Origin of the sequence: Streptomyces ruber (assembly GCF_014648075.1) — a bacterium.
GTDB lineage: Bacteria > Actinomycetota > Actinomycetes > Streptomycetales > Streptomycetaceae > Streptomyces > Streptomyces ruber.
The window spans coordinates 388,442-404,450 of record NZ_BMQK01000002.1 but is presented as its reverse complement, the minus strand read 5'-3'; the positions used below and the strand labels follow the sequence as shown (position 1 = coordinate 404,450).

The following is a 16,009-nucleotide window of genomic DNA, read 5'->3' as shown; positions in this document are numbered from 1 at the left end:
CGCCTGCGGCGGCATCCGGGCAGCGGCACATGGTCACACCATCGCGTGAATCCGGAGCGCCGGCGGAACTTCTCCGGGTGCCCGCTGCGAACAGGCCCGGAACGCAGCCGGGCCCGCCGCTACGTCCGTACCTGGATCAGCGCGTGCGTCCCGCTGGTCCGCCAGCGCTGTCCCTCGGCGGCGACGAGCCGGGCCTCCGTGTCCGGGGCTAGGCCGGTGATCACGTCCGACTTGAGGGTGCGCAGGGCGGCGACCGGGCCGGGGAAGTACGCCGTCGTGTCCCGGTACGGGGTGGTCGGCGGGTACATGCGGTCGCCCACCAGACGGCGGTAGTTGAGGTCGCCCTTCATGACGGTGACGTCCGCGGCCGCGAACTCCGCGCGGAGGTCGTCCGGCATCTCGGCGTACGGCAGCGGGCCGCAGGAGAAGGGGTGGGCGCGCAGGGCGAGCCGGCCGTCGGCCAGCGCGGACCACAGGCGCCGGCCGTGCTCCGTGCCGGCGGCGGCCAGATGGCGCACGGCGTCGACGACGTCGGCGGTGGTGGCGTCGGAGACGTAGTACGGGTACGGCTTCACGTGCAGCACGGCCCGCTCGACGTGGCCGTGGCGCAGCAGGTGGTCGACGAGGAGGAGGTCGGGGACGAGTTCGCAGCCCGCGTTGTCGGCGACGAGGAGCAGCGTCCCGGCGCCGGGGAGCAGCCGCCACAGGACGTCGCCGTCGTCCGCGACGAGCTCGCCGGCGCCCGCCCCGTCGGCGTCGTCATCGTGGTCACCGGCCCTCTGGAGGCGGAAGCCGAGGTCGGCGCGGTTGCCCCAGAGCGAGCCGTGCAGCAGGGCCGTGCGCTGTTCCGCCTCGGTCAGGCCGGCCAGCCGGTCCAGCGCGGCGATCTCCTCGCGGGCCTCCGGGCCCCCGAGCTCGGCGAGCTTGAAGGGGCGGAAGGGGTCGACGCCCTGCCACGGGGCGGACCACGGAGGCCCTCCGAAGTACCCGACGGCGTGCAGCAGCCGGCGGTAGAAGTAGCTCTCGGACCAGAGGAAGGGCACCTCGAACCAGGAGCGGCCGACGTACTCGGCGACGCCCCACGCGTCCCACCACGCGTCGCCGTCCAGCGCCTCGACCGTGCCCTCCACGGCGCTCTTCAGCAGCGCGTCCAGGGCCCGGTGCTGCTCGGGTCCGTACGGGAAGGCGTCGCGCACCCGGCGGATCAGGGCGGGGTGGCGGTCGGCGAGCACGCTGTGCGGGAAGGACGCGGGGTCGGCACCGGTGATGACGGGGGCGTCAGTGGTCTCAGACATGGTCCGGCACTCCTCCCGGCCGGGCCGGGTCCGTGGGAGGCGGGGCCGCGTCCCGGGCCCGCTCGTCGAGCTGGTCACCGTAACCGGCCTCCGTCCACACGTACTTCCTGAACTGCTCCGGCGTGAGCGGGCGGGACCGGGGGACGCCGCCCGGGAAGAACACCGCCCCGCAGCCCGAGCAGTGGGAGGCCGCACGCCACAGGGCGTCGGCGCGCGGCCGTCCCGCCTGCACGCGCCGCTCGCGGATCTCGCTGCGGACCACTCCCGCCGTGACGGCGAGCATCAGCACCGCCAGCACCGACCCGCCGACCGTGTACAGCGGCTCGCCGCTGCGGATGCCGCTGTGGGCGAGGGCGGCGCCCACGAACACCAGCAGCAGGCCCTCGATCGTGTGGACGACGGTGTCGGAGCGGGACGTGAGGCCCGGTCCCTGCGTCAGCCGGTCGGCCAGGCCGTCGCGTCGCGCCTCCGGGTCGGCGCAGACGTCGGGCACCGCGCGCACCGCGGGCCCGGAACCGCCGCAGCCCGGACACGTCACTCCCACCGGTCGGGGGGCTTCGTCGCTCTGCATGCGCCTACGCTAACGGCCGGCCGGTGCGTGTGCGCACCGGCCGGCCGTTCACGGGCGGGGGCCGCTCAGCCCCGTACCGCCCGCACGGTCTTCGCGGCGTCCGCGAGGCCGGCGCCGCAGCCGCCGGAGCAGGCGCCGGGCAGGGCGCGGGCGTTGGCCTTGATCGCCGACTCGATCTGGGCCGGGGTCAGCGACGGGTTCGCCGACTTCATCAGCGCGACCAGGCCGGCGATGTGCGGGGCGGCCATGCTGGTGCCCTGGTAGTACGCGTAGGCCTCGGCCGACGGGGTCCGCGTGCCGGTGTTCAGGGTGGACAGGATGCCGTCCGCGGAGGCGGTGCCGGTCTGGCCGCCCGGGGCCGCGATGTCGACGGTGGTGCCGTAGTTCGAGTACGAGGCGCGGGCGCCGCTGCGGTTGGTCGCGGCGACGGAGATGACGTTGGAGCAGCTCGCCGGGGAGAAGTTGGCGGCGTTGGCGTTGCTGTTGCCCGCGGCGACGACGACGGTGGTGCCGCGGTTCACGGCGCCGTTGACGGCGTTCTGGGTGGCCGTGGTGCACCGGCCGGAGCCGCCCAGGCTCATGTTGATGACGTCGGCCCTGTTCGGGTTGGCCGGGACGCCGGCGACGGTGCCGCCGGACGCCCAGGTGATGGCGTCGATGATGTCGGAGTCGTAGCCGCCGCACTTGCCGAGGACGCGCACCGGGGAGACCTTGGCGCCGTACGCGACGCCCGCGACGCCCTTGTTGTTGTTCGCGACCGCGGCGACGGTGCCCGCGACGTGGGTGCCGTGCCAGGAGGAGCCGGCCGCGGGGTAGCCGGTCTGGCACTCGTTGGCGCTGTTCCAGTCGCCCGGGTCGGAGGGGTCGCTGTCGCGCCCGTCGCCGTCCACGGAGACGAAGGTGTCGGAGATGAAGTCGTACCCGGGGACGATGTTCGCGGCGAGGTCGGAGTGGGCGACGTAGCCGGTGTCCAGGACGGCGACGGTCACGCCGCTGCCGGTGGCGAGGTCCCAGGCGCCGGGCACGCGCATGCCGGCGGTGGTCTCGAACAGGTCCCACTGCTTGGTGTAGTGGGTGTCGTTCGGGGTGGCCAGCGGGGTGTTGAGGCGGTCCGGCTCGACGTAGGCGACCTGCGGGTCGGCCTTGTACTCGGCGATGACGTCGGAGACCGCCTTCGTGCTGAGGCCGTCGCCGAGGCCGACGAGGGCGGCACCGGAGCCGAGGCGGCGCTCGAAGCCGAGGTCCTCGCCGGCCTTCCGGCCCTTGGCCGCGGCGTCGGAGGAGGCGGCCCGGTCGGAGGTGGCCTCGGCGGCGCCCGGCTTGTAGCCGACGATCAGGCGCTCGGCGGGGACGGAGGGGGCGGCCTCGGCGGGACCGGCGAGGGCGGGGGCGGATCTCTGCGGTGTCACCGGGGCGTGCCCGTCGGCGGCGGGCTGGGCGACGGCGGCCGTGGTGGTGACGCCGGCGAGCAGGGTGGCGGAGACGGCGGCGACGGATATCAGCTTCCGTCCCGCGGCACGGGAGGGGGAGGTGCGCAAGGGCTTGCCTTTCGTGACCGGCTCCGCGCGGGCGGCGGGATGCGACGGTGCATCGCCTCGTGGCGCGCGTCGAAGCGGCGTGGGGGAACAAGGAAAGGGGCGTGACGCGTGAGGCCGGCCTGGTCGCGGCGGACCCGCCCGGGGTTGCCTGTGGATCAGCCGCAGATGAACGATAAGTGCGGGCCGACCTGCGCGGATACAGGGAAAACCCTCGACGTGCCACCGGCGGGGACGGAGGACGCCCCCTTGGGCGTGGGCGTACGCGCGCGGGCGGCACCGTCGCACGGCTGCCGGGGCGGTGGACGCGAACCCCCGTGTCGCGTCCACCGGTGCCGTCGGCGTCGTACGCGTCGGCGCCACCCGCGGCTTCGAGCCTATGAGGCGGGTGAGGCGTCGACTTCGCGCTGCGCGCACGGATCTTGCCCGTACACGCAGCGGGTGCCGCGCACGGTCACCTGGGCCGGCCGGCCGGCCGTAGCGTGACGGCCCGTCACACCGAGACGAGCAGGGAAGGCCCGATGGGAACGACCGGAGAGTCCAGCGCCGCGACCACCGCACCCGGCCCCGTGGTGCTGGACGGCACCGGCCGCGACATCCACGGGGAGGCGGCCCGGATCGGTGCGCGGGGGCCGGTCGCCCGGGTGGAGCTCCCCGGCCGGGTCGAGGCGTGGGCGGTCGTCGGCCCGGAGCTGCTCAAGCGGCTGCTGACGGACCCGCGGGTGTCCAAGGACGCCCGGCGGCACTGGACCCGGTTCCGGGAGGGGGACATCACCCCCGACTGGCCGCTGTTCACCTGGGTCGCCGTGCGGAACATGTTCACCGCGTACGGCGCCGACCACAGGCGTCTGCGCACCCTGGTCTCCAAGGCGTTCACCGCCCGCCGCACCATGGCGCTGCGGCCCCGGATCGAGGAGATCACCGGGGCGCTCCTGGACCGGGTGGAGGAGGCCGCGCGCCGGTCGGGGACCGTCGATCTGCGTGAGGAGTTCTGCTACCCGCTGCCGATCCAGGTGATCAGCGAACTGTTCGGCCTGCCCGAGGACCGCGCGGCCGAGCTGCGCCGGCTGGTGGACGGCGTCTTCGACACGTCCGCCGGAGCGGGCGAGATGACCGCCGCGTACGAGGGGCTGTACGGCGTCCTCGCCGGACTCGTCGCCGACAGGCGGGCCGCACCCGGCGACGACCTCACCACCGGGCTGATCGCGGCCCGCGACGAGGAGGACGGCGCCCGGCTCGGCGAGCGGGAACTGCTCGACACCCTGTTCCTGGTGATCAGCGCCGGCCACGAGACCACCGTCAACCTGCTGGACAACGCGGTCCACGCCCTGCTCACCCACCCCGCTCAGCTGGCCCTCGTGCGCTCGGGCCGGGCCTCCTGGGACGACGTGGTCGAGGAGACCCTCCGGTACGACGCCCCGGTCGCCAACCTGCCGCTGCGGTACGCCGTCGAGGACATCGCGCTCGGCGACCTCGGCGGCCCGGCGGACACGGTGATCGGCAAGGGCGAGGCGATCCTGGCCGCGTACGCCGCGACCGGGCGCGACACCGCGCGGTACGGCGAGGACGCCGCGCTCTTCGACGTCACCCGTCCGGACAAGGAGCACCTGGCCTTCGGCTACGGCGTGCACCGCTGTCTGGGCGCGCCGCTCGCCCGCCTGGAGGCCGCGGTCGCCCTGCCGGCCCTGTTCGAGCGGTTCCCCGGCCTGGAACTCGCGCCCGGCGCGGAGGGGACGGGACACGTGGAGTCCTTCATCTCCAACGGGCACCGCCGGCTGCCCGTACGCCTGGGCTGAACTCCGCCGCCTCCCCCGCCCCGGAACGCTCCCCGGCTCCCGCCCGGGTACCCGGCTCCCGCGGGAACCGCCGCGCTAAGGTCCCTCCGTGTGACGCCCGGTGACCGGCGGACGGTGACGCCGGGCCGCACGGGGGGCGGTGCGCGCGCACCGTCGGCAATCGTCGCGGTGAGGAGGATCGTTGCTCACGGGGAGCTACTTGGTGGAGTCGCGGACCACCGATGTGGTCGACGCGGGCGAGCGGGCCGACTTCTGGAGCGAGCACATCGCCGCCTACCAGCCGCGGATGGACTACGGCTACACCCGCCCCGACGACTTCCGGGGCGAGACCGTCCTCCAGCGCTCCGGCACCTATCAGCTCGTCATGTTCCGGTCGGACGAGATCCGGTACAGCCGGACCCCCGGCCAGGTGCGCCGGGCCCCGGACGAGGACTACCGCCTGGTGGTACCGGTGAGCGGGAGCATCCGGCTGCGGCAGGACGAGCAGGAGTCCTGGCTGGTTCCCGGGACCGGCGCGGTGGTCAGCTTCGCGGCGCCCTTCGAGTGCCTGCAGACCGCGGACGCACGGGCGTTCATCCTCACGATCCCGGCCCGTGCGGTGAACGGCCCGCTGAGCCGCCGGTCGCCGCTGGCCACCGGCCTCGACCTGACGAAGGGGCTGGGCGCCGTCACGGGTTCCATGCTGGACAGCCTGTACCGGGAGCGCGACCGGCTCGCCGACGGCCAGTTCGACGCGGTCACCGACCGGGTCGTCGAGCTGGTCTGCATGCTCGCCGCCGGCGACGACCGCCCCGACGCACGGGGTCACCTCCGCGAGGTCGAGGCGATGGTCCGCCGTCATGTGCGCGAGCACGCCGCCGACCCGGCGCTCACCGGCACGACGGTCGCGCGCGCTCTGGGCTGGTCGCTGCGCCAGGTGCAGCTGGCCCTGCAGCTCGCGGGCACCACGCCGCGCGAACTGATCAAGGAGGAGCGGCTGAGACTGGTCCGTGACCGGCTGGCGTGCGCGGACTGCGGGCACCTGACCATCACGGATCTGGCGCACGCGTCGGGTTTCACCTCGGCGAGCACGCTGAGCACGGCGTTCCGCCGGCGGTACGGGGTGAGCCCCCGCGAGTGGCGTCACGGCTTGCGCTGACCCGGGCGGCCACGCGGGCGGACGGCCGCCCGGCCGGTGGCGGATGGATTCCCGTGTGTCCGCCGCGTCGGCCGGGCCGGACGGCTCGGCGTCCCTCTGCCCGGGCACGGTCGCCGGGCGTACGGCCGTCAGGCGCGCTGTCCCGGGAAGGCGCCCGCGACGCCGCCGGAGCCCAGCCGTTCGAAACGCTCCTGGACGTTCGCGGCGAACGCCTGCTGCTCGTGGCCGGTGAAGGCCTGACCCGTGACGTTCATGGCCACGGTGAGGACGCCGCTGATGGGCGCGCCGGGCGAGGTGCGCACCGGGGTGCACAGGAAGCTGAACTCCTGCGGCTGCGGGTAGTCGTACGTGCTGATCTGCACGCGGGGCAGCGTGGCCGCGCGGCCGGTGTGGAAGGCCTCGTCCATCGCGTTGAAGACCCCTATGGTCTCGAGTCCGGGCAGCGCCGTCCGGCCGGGGCTGAACTGCGGCACCATGCCGAAGGCGGAGCCCTGCTTGCCGTTGGCGTACCGCAGCAGGTGGTTCGCGCCCTCGGTGAGCATGATGGGGAACGGGGCGCCGTCGAACACGGCGAACAGCTCCTGCTGCTGGGCGAGCAGGCTGTCCCGCAGCTTGAAGTCCGCGAGCAGCGTCTCGGTGAGCTCCTGCATGCCCTCCCGGAGCTTGCGGTCCCAGTTCCGGGGCTTCATGTCGGCGACGCACACGGTGCCGAGGATCATGCCGGTGTTGTCGCGCAGCGGGGTGCCGAGGTACGAGCGCACACCCATGTCGTTGACGAGCGGGTTGCCCTTGAAGCGCGGGTAGTCGAAGACGTCGTCCAGGGCGAGCTGGGACCCCTGGGCCACCACGTGGGGGCAGAAGCCGTAGTCGTTGGGCGCCTCACGGGCTGCGCTGCTGAGGTCGAAGACGACGCCGCCGCCCGCGGGGTCCGCCTTGTCGTCGGGCGACGCGGTGGGCACGTACATGCCGCGGAACATCTGCCGCTCGTCGTTGATGAAGTTCACCATGGCCAGCGGGGTCTGCGTGAAGCTGGCCGCGAGCCGGGCGACACGGTCGAACGTGGCCTCCGCCTCGAGGCTGTTGAGGCCGAGAACCTGCAGTCGCAGCTTGCGCTGCTCGCTCGCCAGACGCAACTGCTCGGATGTCTTCAAGGGATCCATGAGGTCAGATGAAAGCAGAATCTCGGACTCCACGGATCACCACTCCCGTTGAAATCCGTCTCGTTTCACACCCTCTCAACAGGTCGGCGACGCGGACGTGGTGATCCCGGCTCCCATGTGAGAGCCTCACGGATCGTCACTTCTGTCTCACGAGCCACACACGCCTAATCTCGGAGTCTGTCCAAATTTTTCCATGTTTCAACACTGGCCGATCACTTCTCGCCAATCCCGGGGCGGAAATCGAGCGGAAACGATTCGGCGTACGACAATCTCTCGGTGGGCTGGTTTTCGACGATGGTGCGCGTGGGGCTCCTGGGAGGGAGAGCCGGGGCTGCTGTGTCAAGTGCGTCACGAGCTGCGGGCATCCCGCCGCCGTGTGGTCCTGGACACGCTGGCGCTCCGACCCATTTCACGCCAAGATCAACTCTGCGCACGGCGTCCTGCCGTGACGTCCGGAGCCGCTGGTCGCCGCGCCGGGGCCGCGGAGGCACAGCGCTCAGCCGATTCGTCGCGACCCCGGTACGACGGCGACCGGGGCTTCACCTCACACTCGTAACCCTGTCACCATCCGCCTCGTTGGGAACCCCAACTGCCGGGCGGACGTCAAGCGCGCCATCCCACACGCACATCGACGAAGCAGCGAAGGAGAGTTGCGTTGAAGAAGTCGGACGTGGACGCACGGTCGGTCGCGGTGATCGGTATGGCCTGCCGGCTGCCGGGCGCATCCGGGGCCGATGAGCTGTGGTCCCTGCTGCGCGCCGGTGTCGACGCCACCAGCGAGATCCCGCCCGACCGCTATGACGCCGACGCCCTCCACGACTCCGGCCCGGGCCCCGGCAGACTGGCGAGCCGCCGCGCCGGCTACGTCGACGCCGCCGGTTTCGACGCCGGGTTCTTCGGTCTGTCCGCCACCGAGGCCGTCGAGCTCGACCCGCAGCAACGACTGCTGCTGATGACCGCCTGGGAGGCGCTGGAGGACGCCGGCCAGCAGCCCGACCGGCTCGCGGGCAGCCGCACCGGGGTCTTCGTGGGCAACGCCCGCGCGGACTACCTGGAACTGGCGCTCCGCCGGGGGCCGGAGGCCGCGACGGCCTCCCAGATGCTCAACTTCCGCTCGCTGCTGTCCGCCCGCCTGTCCCACTTCTTCGACTTCCGCGGCCCCAGCATTGTCGTGGACACGGCGTGCTCCTCGTCGCTCACCGCCGTGCACCAGGCGGTGCAGAGCCTGCGCGCCGGGGAGAGCCCGCTGGCCCTGGTCGCCGGGGTGAACCTCACGCTGCGCCCGGACGAGGGCGTGGTGATGACCGCGGCCGGGTCCATGTCCGCCGACGGCCGCAGCAGGTTCGGCGACGCGGGCGCCGACGGGCACGCGCCGAGCGACGCGGTCGGCGTGGTGGTGCTCAAGCCGCTCACCGCCGCCCTCGCCGACGGCGACCGCATACGGGCCGTCATCCAGGGCAGCGCCGTGGGCAACGACGGCGGCACCAGCGACTCGGTCCTCAACCCCTCGCTCACCGGGCAGACCGAGGTGCTGCGCTGGGCGTACGAGGACGCCGGCGTCGACCCCGCCGAGGTGGACTACGTGGAGGCGCACGGATCGGGCTCCCCCGCCCTCGACCCGCTGGAGATCACCGCGCTCGGCGAGGTGCTGGGCGAGGGCCGTCCCGCCGACCGGCCCCTGCTGGTGGGCTCCGTGAAGACGAACGTCGGGCACGCCGAGGCCGCCGGCGGTCTCACCGGGCTGATCAAGGCGGTGCTCTGCCTGGAGCACGGGCAGGTGCCGGCCAGCCTGCACCTGCGCACCCCCAGCCCCCGCGTCGACTGGCAGCGGCTGCCGGTCGTCGTCCCGCGCGCCCTCCAGGACCTGCCCGACCGCGACCGCCCGGCCGTCGTCGGCGTCTCCGGGCAGGGCTCCTCCGCGCTCAACGCGCACGTGGTGCTGCGCCAGGCCGATCCGCCGCGGGTCCGCGTCAAGGCGCTCCGGCCCCGCAGGCCGTACGTGCTGCCGCTGTCCGCCCGCACCCCCGCCGCCCTCTCCGCGCTCGCCCGCGCGTACGCCGAGTACCTGCGCCCCGGCGGACCCGGCGCGGCCCACGCGGTGCGGGACATCTGCTTCAGCGCGGCCACCCGCCGCCAGCACCACCCCTGCCGGATGGCCGTCGTCGGCTCCTCCCACGAGGAGCTGATCGCCGCGCTCACCGGCACGCGCACCGGCCCGGTCCGCACCTCGGAGGCCGCCGACCGCTACCGCGCGGGCCTGGACGTGGACTGGGACGCCGAGTTCAGGAAGGGCGGCACCTATGTGCCGCTCCCGCTCTACCCCTGGCAGACCGAACGGTACTGGCCCGGTGACGGGGCTTCCGAGGACGGCGGCGACCTGTCCACCTGGGTCCTGCGCGAGCACGCCCGCACCGGCTTCGACGACGGCTCGACCCTCACCGAGATAGGCATCGACTCGCTCGCCAAGCTGCGCATCGTGGTGGAGCTGACGAAGCGCTCCGGCCGCGAGATCGACCCCGAGGAGTTCGGCCGGCTGCGCACGGTGGGCGAACTGCGCGCGTGGACGCGGACGCTGGGGGCCGCGGCATGAGCGGCGGGACACAGTCCCACGGCGGTGGCGACGACAGAGCCGGGAACCCCCTCGATCCGGCCGCCGGGGGCCGGCCGAGCACCCTGTACGACTGGTTCGCGCGCTCCGCCGACGAGTTCGGTGACGCGGCCGTCGCCCTGGAGATCGGCGAGGAGCGGTACACCTACGCCGGGCTGCGGGACCTCGCGGAGCGGATCGCGGCCCGGCTGGTCCCCGCGGGGGCCGGGGCGGCACCGCGCCGGATCGGGCTCCTGGCGAGCCGGTCCGTGCTCGCGTACGCGGGGTACCTGGCGATCCTGCGGGCCGGCGCGACCGTCGTCCCGCTGAACCCGGAGCATCCCGCCGGGCGGACCGCGGACATCGCCCGGGCGGCGGGTCTGGACCTGGTCCTCGCCGACGCGCCGGGCCCCGGCCTGCCGGTCCCCCTGCTCGTCCTCACCGCCGACGACCTCGCGGCCCTCCCGCCCGCGGCCGCCCCGGAGCGTCACCGGGCCACTCCGGACGACCTCGCGTACATCATCTTCACCTCCGGCTCCACGGGCGCGCCGAAGGGGGTGCCGATCACCCACCGGAACATCTGCGCCAACATCGGTCACGTCGCCACCCGGTACGGCGTCGGGCCCGGCAGCAGGCTCTCCCAGACCTTCGAGCTCACCTTCGACGCCGCGGCGCACGACCTGTTCGTCGCCTGGGCGGGCGGCGGGACCCTGGTCGTACAGGCCCGCAGCCAGCTGCTGTCGCCGGTCAGGACCATCAACTCGCAGCGGCTGACGCACTGGTTCTCGGTGCCGTCGATGATCGGTTTCGCCTCCCGGCTCGGCACCCTGAGGCCCGGCAGCATGCCGAGCCTGCGCATGAGCGTCTTCGGCGGTGAACCGCTCACCCTGGCCGCGGCCCGCGAGTGGCGCGAGGCCGCGCCGCAGAGCGTGCTCGAGGTGCTGTACGGCCCGACCGAACTGACCGTCTCCTGCACCGCGTACCGCTTCCCGGCCGACCCGGCCGACTGGCCCGTCACCCCCAACGGCACCGCCCCCATCGGCCTCAGTCATCCCACGCTGGACTTCGTGCTGCTGGCCGAGGACGGCCGGCCGGCCGACCACGGCGAACTGTGCATGCGCGGCCCGCAGCGCTTCCCCGGCTACCTGGACCCGGCGAACAACCGCGGCCGCTTCGTGGGTCTCGACGGCGCACAGCGGCCGGCCGAGGGGCACTGGTACCGCACCGGTGACCGAGTGGCCCTGCACCAGGGCCAGTTGGTCCATCTCGGCCGCACCGACCACCAGGTGAAGATCAGGGGACACCGGATCGAGCTCGGGGAGATCGAGGCCATGCTGCGTGAGCAGGAGAGCGTGCGCGACGCCGTCGTGCTCGCCGTGCCCGCGTCCGACGGCGAGCCGGAGCTCCAGGCGGTGGTCAGCGGCGCCGGCTGCGTCCCCGAGCGGATCTTCACGGGCCTGGGCGACCGGCTGCCGCCCTACATGCTGCCCCGCCGGATCTCGGTCGTGGACGCACTCCCGCTGAACGCCAACGGCAAGATCGACCGCCGGGCCCTGCTCACGGAGCTCTCCCGCTCCGGCTGAGCCGCCCGCCGGTCCCCCACCTCCCCCAACTCCCCGTACCTACACGCGAGTGAGGCACGAACATGTACGACGCCATCGTGGTCGGGGCGCGCTGCGCCGGGGCCCCGGCCGCCATGCTGCTGGCCCGCGCGGGACACCGGGTGCTCCTGCTCGACAGGTCGGCCTTCGGCACGGACGTCCTGTCCACCCACCTCGTGCACCAGCCCGGCGTGGCCGCCCTCGCCCGCTGGGGCCTGCTCGACGCCGTGCGCGCCACCGGCTGCCCGCCCCTCGCGCACGTCCGCTACGAGGTGACCGGCACGGACGTACGGCTCGAAGGGTCCGCCCGGGGCGTGGAGGGCCAGCGCGCCGCGTACGCGCCCCGGCGCCGGGCCCTCGACCCGGTCCTGGTGCGGGCGGCGGTCGCGGACGGGGTCGAGTACCGCGACCGGTGCACGGTGACCGGTCTGCTCCGCGACGACGCGGGCCGGGTGGTCGGCGTCGAGGGCAGGCACGCCGGGCGCGTCTTCACCGAGCGCGCCCGGCTCGTGATCGGCGCCGACGGCATGCGCTCCACGGTCGCCGGGCTGGCCGGCGCGCCGTACACGGTGGAGGACCGCCGGCTGACCTGCGCCTACTACACGTACTGGACGGACGTCCCGGTCACCATGGAGTCGTACGAGCGGGCCGGGGCCTGGGTCTCGGCGGTCGCCACCAACGACGGGGCGACACTGGTTCTGGCCTATTTCCCGCAGTCGCGGTTCGACGAGGTACGGGCCGACGCGTACACCGCGTACCTGGAGCAGATACGCGCCACCGCGCCGGAACTGTACGAGCGGCTGCGCGGCAGGCAGCCGGTCGAGCGGCTGCGCGGCACGGGCGACCAGCAGAACTTCTTCCGGCAGGCCACCGGCCCGGGCTGGGTCCTGGTCGGCGACTCCGGGCACCACAAGGACTCCATCACCGCACGCGGCATCAGCGACGGTTTCCAGCAAGCGGAATCTCTTGTACAGCACACGGGACCCGTTCTCGGCGAGGCCCCGGAACGGCTGGACGACGCCCTGCGGAGATTCGCCGAGGACCGCGACCGGGCGCTCGCCCCGGGCTACGAGGCCACCCTGTCGGTCGCTCGACTGGAACCCAACGAACAGCGGTTGTCCCTGCTCAGAGCGGTGCAGACGGACCCCGAACTGACCTCGATCTACTTCGACATGGCGGCCGGTATAGGGTCGGCCCAGGCACTTTACACCCCCAAGCTCCTCTCGCTTTTGTAATCGCCGTCAACTGGCCGGAACACCTGCCCAGTTGCGGTCAAGCGGATGCTGACGGTCAGCCGTGGGCCTGATACGGTTCACACGCCGCTGACATACACCAGAGTCGTGTCAAGGCGGCGCGCGGGGGATCTCGGGCAAGTGCACCACCGCCCCTACCGTCATCAGTGTTTCGCTGTCGTACGAGGAATCAGATGCCAGGCACCCGCGACCGGCGGACACGTCATCGGTCCGCCTCTCGCAAGAATCTCCGGCTTTCGTTCGTCGTGCCGTTCGTCGTGCCCGCGGTCCTCGCCACCGGCGTCTGGGGCTATACGGCGGCGGGACTGATCGACGAGCAGATCCAGCTGAGATCCGAGAGCGACCGGGCCTCCTCGGTCGCCGGTCCGGCGCAGGCCCTCGTCACCCGGCTCCAGCAGGAGCGCCGTCTCACCGCCGTCTGGCAGGGCGGCCGCACCGACGCCGCGCGCACCGAGCTGGACGCGGCCCGGGAGGAGACGGACGCCGCCGTCGCCTCGTACCGCACCGCCGTCTCCTCCTTCGCCTTCGACGCAGCCGACCTCCGCGGCGGCGACCAGAGACTCGTCCAGGCGCTGGACGAGCTGACCGCACGGCGCGAGGCCGTCGACGACCTCAGCCTGAACAGCTCGGACGCGTTCCAATACTTCACCGGCGCCGTCACCGGCGGCACCGATCTGATCGCCGCCGCGCTGCGCAGCGAGGACGCCGACCTCGCCGGGACCGGCGCCGCCACCACGGCCCTCGTACGGCTCACCGAGATGCTCTCCCGGGAGGACGCGCTGATCTCCGGCGCGCTGCCCGTGGAGGAGATGAGCGGCTCCACCCGCTCCCGGTTCGTCCAGTACCTGGCGGTACAGCAGGAGTTGCGGGCCGCCCTGACGGCCCGTGACCTGCCCGGGAGCGGGGCGGCCGACTACGGGGAGATCACCGGCAGCCGGCAGTGGACGTCCATCGGCGTGGTGGAGAGCGCGATCCTGGACGCCGGCGGTACGGGGCTGCCGCTGCCCGGGCAGGCGTCGTCCTGGCCGGAGGCCGCCGGCACCGTCGTCGGCGAACTGCAGACCCTGGGCGGGGACTCGGTGCGGGGCGTCGCGGACGAGGCCTCGGACCGGGCCGGCGACCTGCTCCTCGGCCTGCTGCTCGGCACCGCCGCCACGCTCGCCGCCCTCGTCGGCGGCGCGCTGCTGGCGCTGCGCGGCCGGCGCACGGCGCTGGACCGCATCACCGAGCTGCAGAGGAAGACCGAGGAGCTGTCGGGCGTCTGGCTGCCGCAGGTGATGGCCCGGATCGAGCGGGGCGAGCGCGTCGAACCGCAGCCGGCCGGCGCACAGCCCCACCACACCGCCGCCGACGAGCTCGAGCGGCTCGGCGCGGCCATCAACCACCTCGGCAGCGTCGCCGCCGACACCGCGGTGCGGCAGAACATCGGCCGCGAGGGCACCGAGAAGGTCTTCGCCCAGCTCATCCGGCGCACGCAGATCCTGATCCACCGCCTCATCTCGCTCCTGGACGACCTGGAGCGCAAGCACGAGGACTCCGACCTGCTGAAGGACATCTTCAGGGTCGACCACCTGGCCACCCGGGTCCGCCGGCACGCCGAGAACCTGGTCATCCTCTCGGGGTCCCCGCCGAGCCGGCGGATGACCGCGCCCGTCTCCATCACGGACGTGATGCGCAGCGCGGTCGCCGAGACCGAGGCGTACACCCGGGTCAAGGTGAAGAACCTGCCCGCGGACCTGCGTGTCGCCCTGACCGGGCGGGCCGTCGCCGACGTGACCCACCTGCTCGCCGAGCTCATCGAGAACGGCACGAGCTTCTCCCCGCCGGACACCCAGGTGTTCGTCAGCGCCACGAAGGTGGCCAAGGGCCTGGCCGTGCACGTCGAGGACCACGGCCTCGGCATGCCGGAGGACCTGCGCGAGAAGGCCAACCACCTGCTCTCGCACCCGCCGAAGCTGGACATGACCGCGCTGGGCGAGGACCCGCGCCTCGGCCACTTCGTGGTGGCGCGGCTCGCCGAGCGGCACAAGATCAAGGTGGAGCTGCGCGAGTCCGTGTACGGCGGCACGCTCGTCGTCGTGCTGCTGCCGTCCGGGCTCCTCACGGAGATCGACTCGCCGGTCCTCGACCAGCTCAAGTCGGCGGCCGCGAAGCAGAACCGGGCCGTCCGGGACTCCGGGGCCGAGCGGACCGGCATCCCGGCGGCGGAGCGGACCGACGCCCCGGCGGCCGCCGCGGTGTCCGGGACCGAGCCCGTCGGCCCGGCTCCCGGTGCCGTTCCGGGCGGTGCGGGCCTGGTCGTCACGGGTACGGCCGTGCCGACGCCCGCCCCGGAGGTCCTGACGCACTCCCGGACGCCGGACTACAGCGGGTTCCCCGACTACGGGGGCGCCGGTCTGCTGCCGCCCGTGTCCGACCGCTCCCCGCACCGGGACACCGCCGCGGCCGCCTGGACGGCCCCGCAGGAACATCCGGCGCACCGCGCCGAACCGGGTCCGCGCGACGGCCGCCCCGCGGGCGCGGGCCTGCACGCCGGTGCGGGCGCGGGCGTGGGCACTGGTGCAGGCGCCGGTGCGGGAGCGGTTGCGTCCGCGCCGGGCTACGGCTCCGGCGCGGGTGTCCCTGCCGGTACCGGTACCGGCGCGGGTCACGGCCCGGGTCGTGCCGCCCCCGGTGCGGGCATGGGCGCCGGCGCCCGCCGGTCCGCCCCGGCCGCGGGTTCCGCCGGGGAGGCCTCCGGGCCCCTGACCACCCCGACGGTCCTGCCGCAGCGGACCCGGGGAGCCAGCCTCGCCCAGCAGCTGCGCAAGGAGGCGGGACACCAGAACGAAGGGACCGACGGGTCGGGCGGCCTCTCCCCCGACGCCTCGGCCCGCGCGATGATCGCCATTCAGCAGGGTCTGAAGCGGGCCCGGCTCTCCGAGGGCGGCGAGCCGGACGGCACCGACGACCGGAAGGCGCCGCGAGACCCCGGCTCTTACTGACGCGCGCCTGCGGGCGCCACACGACCGGCGCACCTCCCCCGATGCGCCAGCTGACCGGCGCACCCCCCGGCGCCACTAACTGTGAGGAA

9 protein-coding genes and 1 pseudogene are annotated in these 16,009 nt (G+C 73.7%); 6 read left to right on the top strand and 4 right to left on the bottom strand.

Features of this window, described 5'->3' with window-relative positions:
* Positions 1-119: 119 nt before the first annotated feature.
* From IEZ04_RS06300 to IEZ04_RS06290, 3 genes and pseudogenes are all read right to left on the bottom strand, one after another.
* Positions 120-1,295: a damage-control phosphatase ARMT1 family protein gene (locus tag IEZ04_RS06300; RefSeq protein ID WP_189215677.1), complete on the bottom strand. Its 1,176-nt coding sequence runs from the start codon at positions 1,293-1,295 to the stop codon at positions 120-122.
* Positions 1,288-1,866 (bottom strand): hypothetical protein, encoded by a 579-nt coding sequence (locus IEZ04_RS06295; protein ID WP_189215676.1) that lies wholly within the window; start codon positions 1,864-1,866, stop codon positions 1,288-1,290. Before IEZ04_RS06295 ends, IEZ04_RS06300 begins: the two co-directional genes overlap by 8 nt.
* 68 nt (positions 1,867-1,934) lie before the next feature.
* Positions 1,935-3,404: pseudogene (locus IEZ04_RS06290) on the bottom strand (S8 family peptidase); the annotation flags it as partial.
* Between the two features lie 518 nt (positions 3,405-3,922).
* Between IEZ04_RS06290 and IEZ04_RS06285 the strand changes: the two are divergent.
* Complete coding sequence (locus IEZ04_RS06285; RefSeq protein WP_189215674.1) at positions 3,923-5,197, top strand: cytochrome P450 family protein; 1,275 nt, start codon at positions 3,923-3,925, stop codon at positions 5,195-5,197.
* A gap of 181 nt (positions 5,198-5,378) precedes the next feature.
* Positions 5,379-6,335, top strand: a complete 957-nt coding sequence (locus tag IEZ04_RS06280; protein ID WP_229820864.1) for an AraC family transcriptional regulator — start codon at positions 5,379-5,381, stop codon at positions 6,333-6,335.
* 128 nt (positions 6,336-6,463) lie between these two features.
* On the opposite strand, the gene IEZ04_RS06275 is transcribed toward IEZ04_RS06280, so the two are convergent.
* A complete protein-coding gene (locus IEZ04_RS06275; RefSeq protein ID WP_189215673.1) occupies positions 6,464-7,495 on the bottom strand; it encodes a GAF domain-containing protein in 1,032 nt (343 codons plus the stop codon).
* 655 nt (positions 7,496-8,150) lie between these two features.
* Here IEZ04_RS06275 and IEZ04_RS06270 point away from each other — a divergent pair.
* The 4 genes from IEZ04_RS06270 to IEZ04_RS35570 all read left to right on the top strand — a co-directional run bounded on the left by IEZ04_RS06270 (position 8,151) and on the right by IEZ04_RS35570 (position 15,920).
* Positions 8,151-10,085, top strand: coding sequence for a beta-ketoacyl synthase N-terminal-like domain-containing protein (locus tag IEZ04_RS06270; protein ID WP_189215672.1), 1,935 nt, complete (start codon positions 8,151-8,153; stop codon positions 10,083-10,085).
* On the top strand, positions 10,082-11,665 hold the full coding sequence (locus IEZ04_RS06265) for an amino acid adenylation domain-containing protein (RefSeq protein ID WP_189215671.1): 1,584 nt from the start codon (positions 10,082-10,084) through the stop codon (positions 11,663-11,665). The genes IEZ04_RS06270 and IEZ04_RS06265 overlap by 4 nt, the downstream gene beginning before the upstream one ends.
* Positions 11,666-11,727: 62 nt before the next feature.
* The gene (locus tag IEZ04_RS06260; protein ID WP_189215670.1) at positions 11,728-12,918 is read left to right on the top strand and encodes an NAD(P)/FAD-dependent oxidoreductase; all 1,191 of its coding nucleotides are present in this window, start codon (positions 11,728-11,730) and stop codon (positions 12,916-12,918) included.
* 191 nt (positions 12,919-13,109) lie between these two features.
* The gene (locus tag IEZ04_RS35570; RefSeq protein ID WP_189215669.1) at positions 13,110-15,920 is read left to right on the top strand and encodes a sensor histidine kinase; all 2,811 of its coding nucleotides are present in this window, start codon (positions 13,110-13,112) and stop codon (positions 15,918-15,920) included.
* The last annotated feature ends 89 nt before the right edge of the window (positions 15,921-16,009 follow it).

Excerpts from the sequence above, each read along its gene's own strand:
- IEZ04_RS06300 (WP_189215677.1), bottom strand. The coding sequence starts at position 1,295 with ATGTCTGAGACCACTGACGCCCCCGTCATCACCGGTGCCGACCCCGCG.
- IEZ04_RS06295 (WP_189215676.1), bottom strand. The coding sequence starts at position 1,866 with ATGCAGAGCGACGAAGCCCCCCGACCGGTGGGAGTGACGTGTCCGGGC.
- IEZ04_RS06285 (WP_189215674.1), top strand. The coding sequence starts at position 3,923 with ATGGGAACGACCGGAGAGTCCAGCGCCGCGACCACCGCACCCGGCCCC.
- IEZ04_RS06275 (WP_189215673.1), bottom strand. The coding sequence starts at position 7,495 with ATGGATCCCTTGAAGACATCCGAGCAGTTGCGTCTGGCGAGCGAGCAG.
- IEZ04_RS06265 (WP_189215671.1), top strand. The coding sequence starts at position 10,082 with ATGAGCGGCGGGACACAGTCCCACGGCGGTGGCGACGACAGAGCCGGG.
- IEZ04_RS06260 (WP_189215670.1), top strand. The coding sequence starts at position 11,728 with ATGTACGACGCCATCGTGGTCGGGGCGCGCTGCGCCGGGGCCCCGGCC.
- IEZ04_RS35570 (WP_189215669.1), top strand. The coding sequence starts at position 13,110 with ATGCCAGGCACCCGCGACCGGCGGACACGTCATCGGTCCGCCTCTCGC.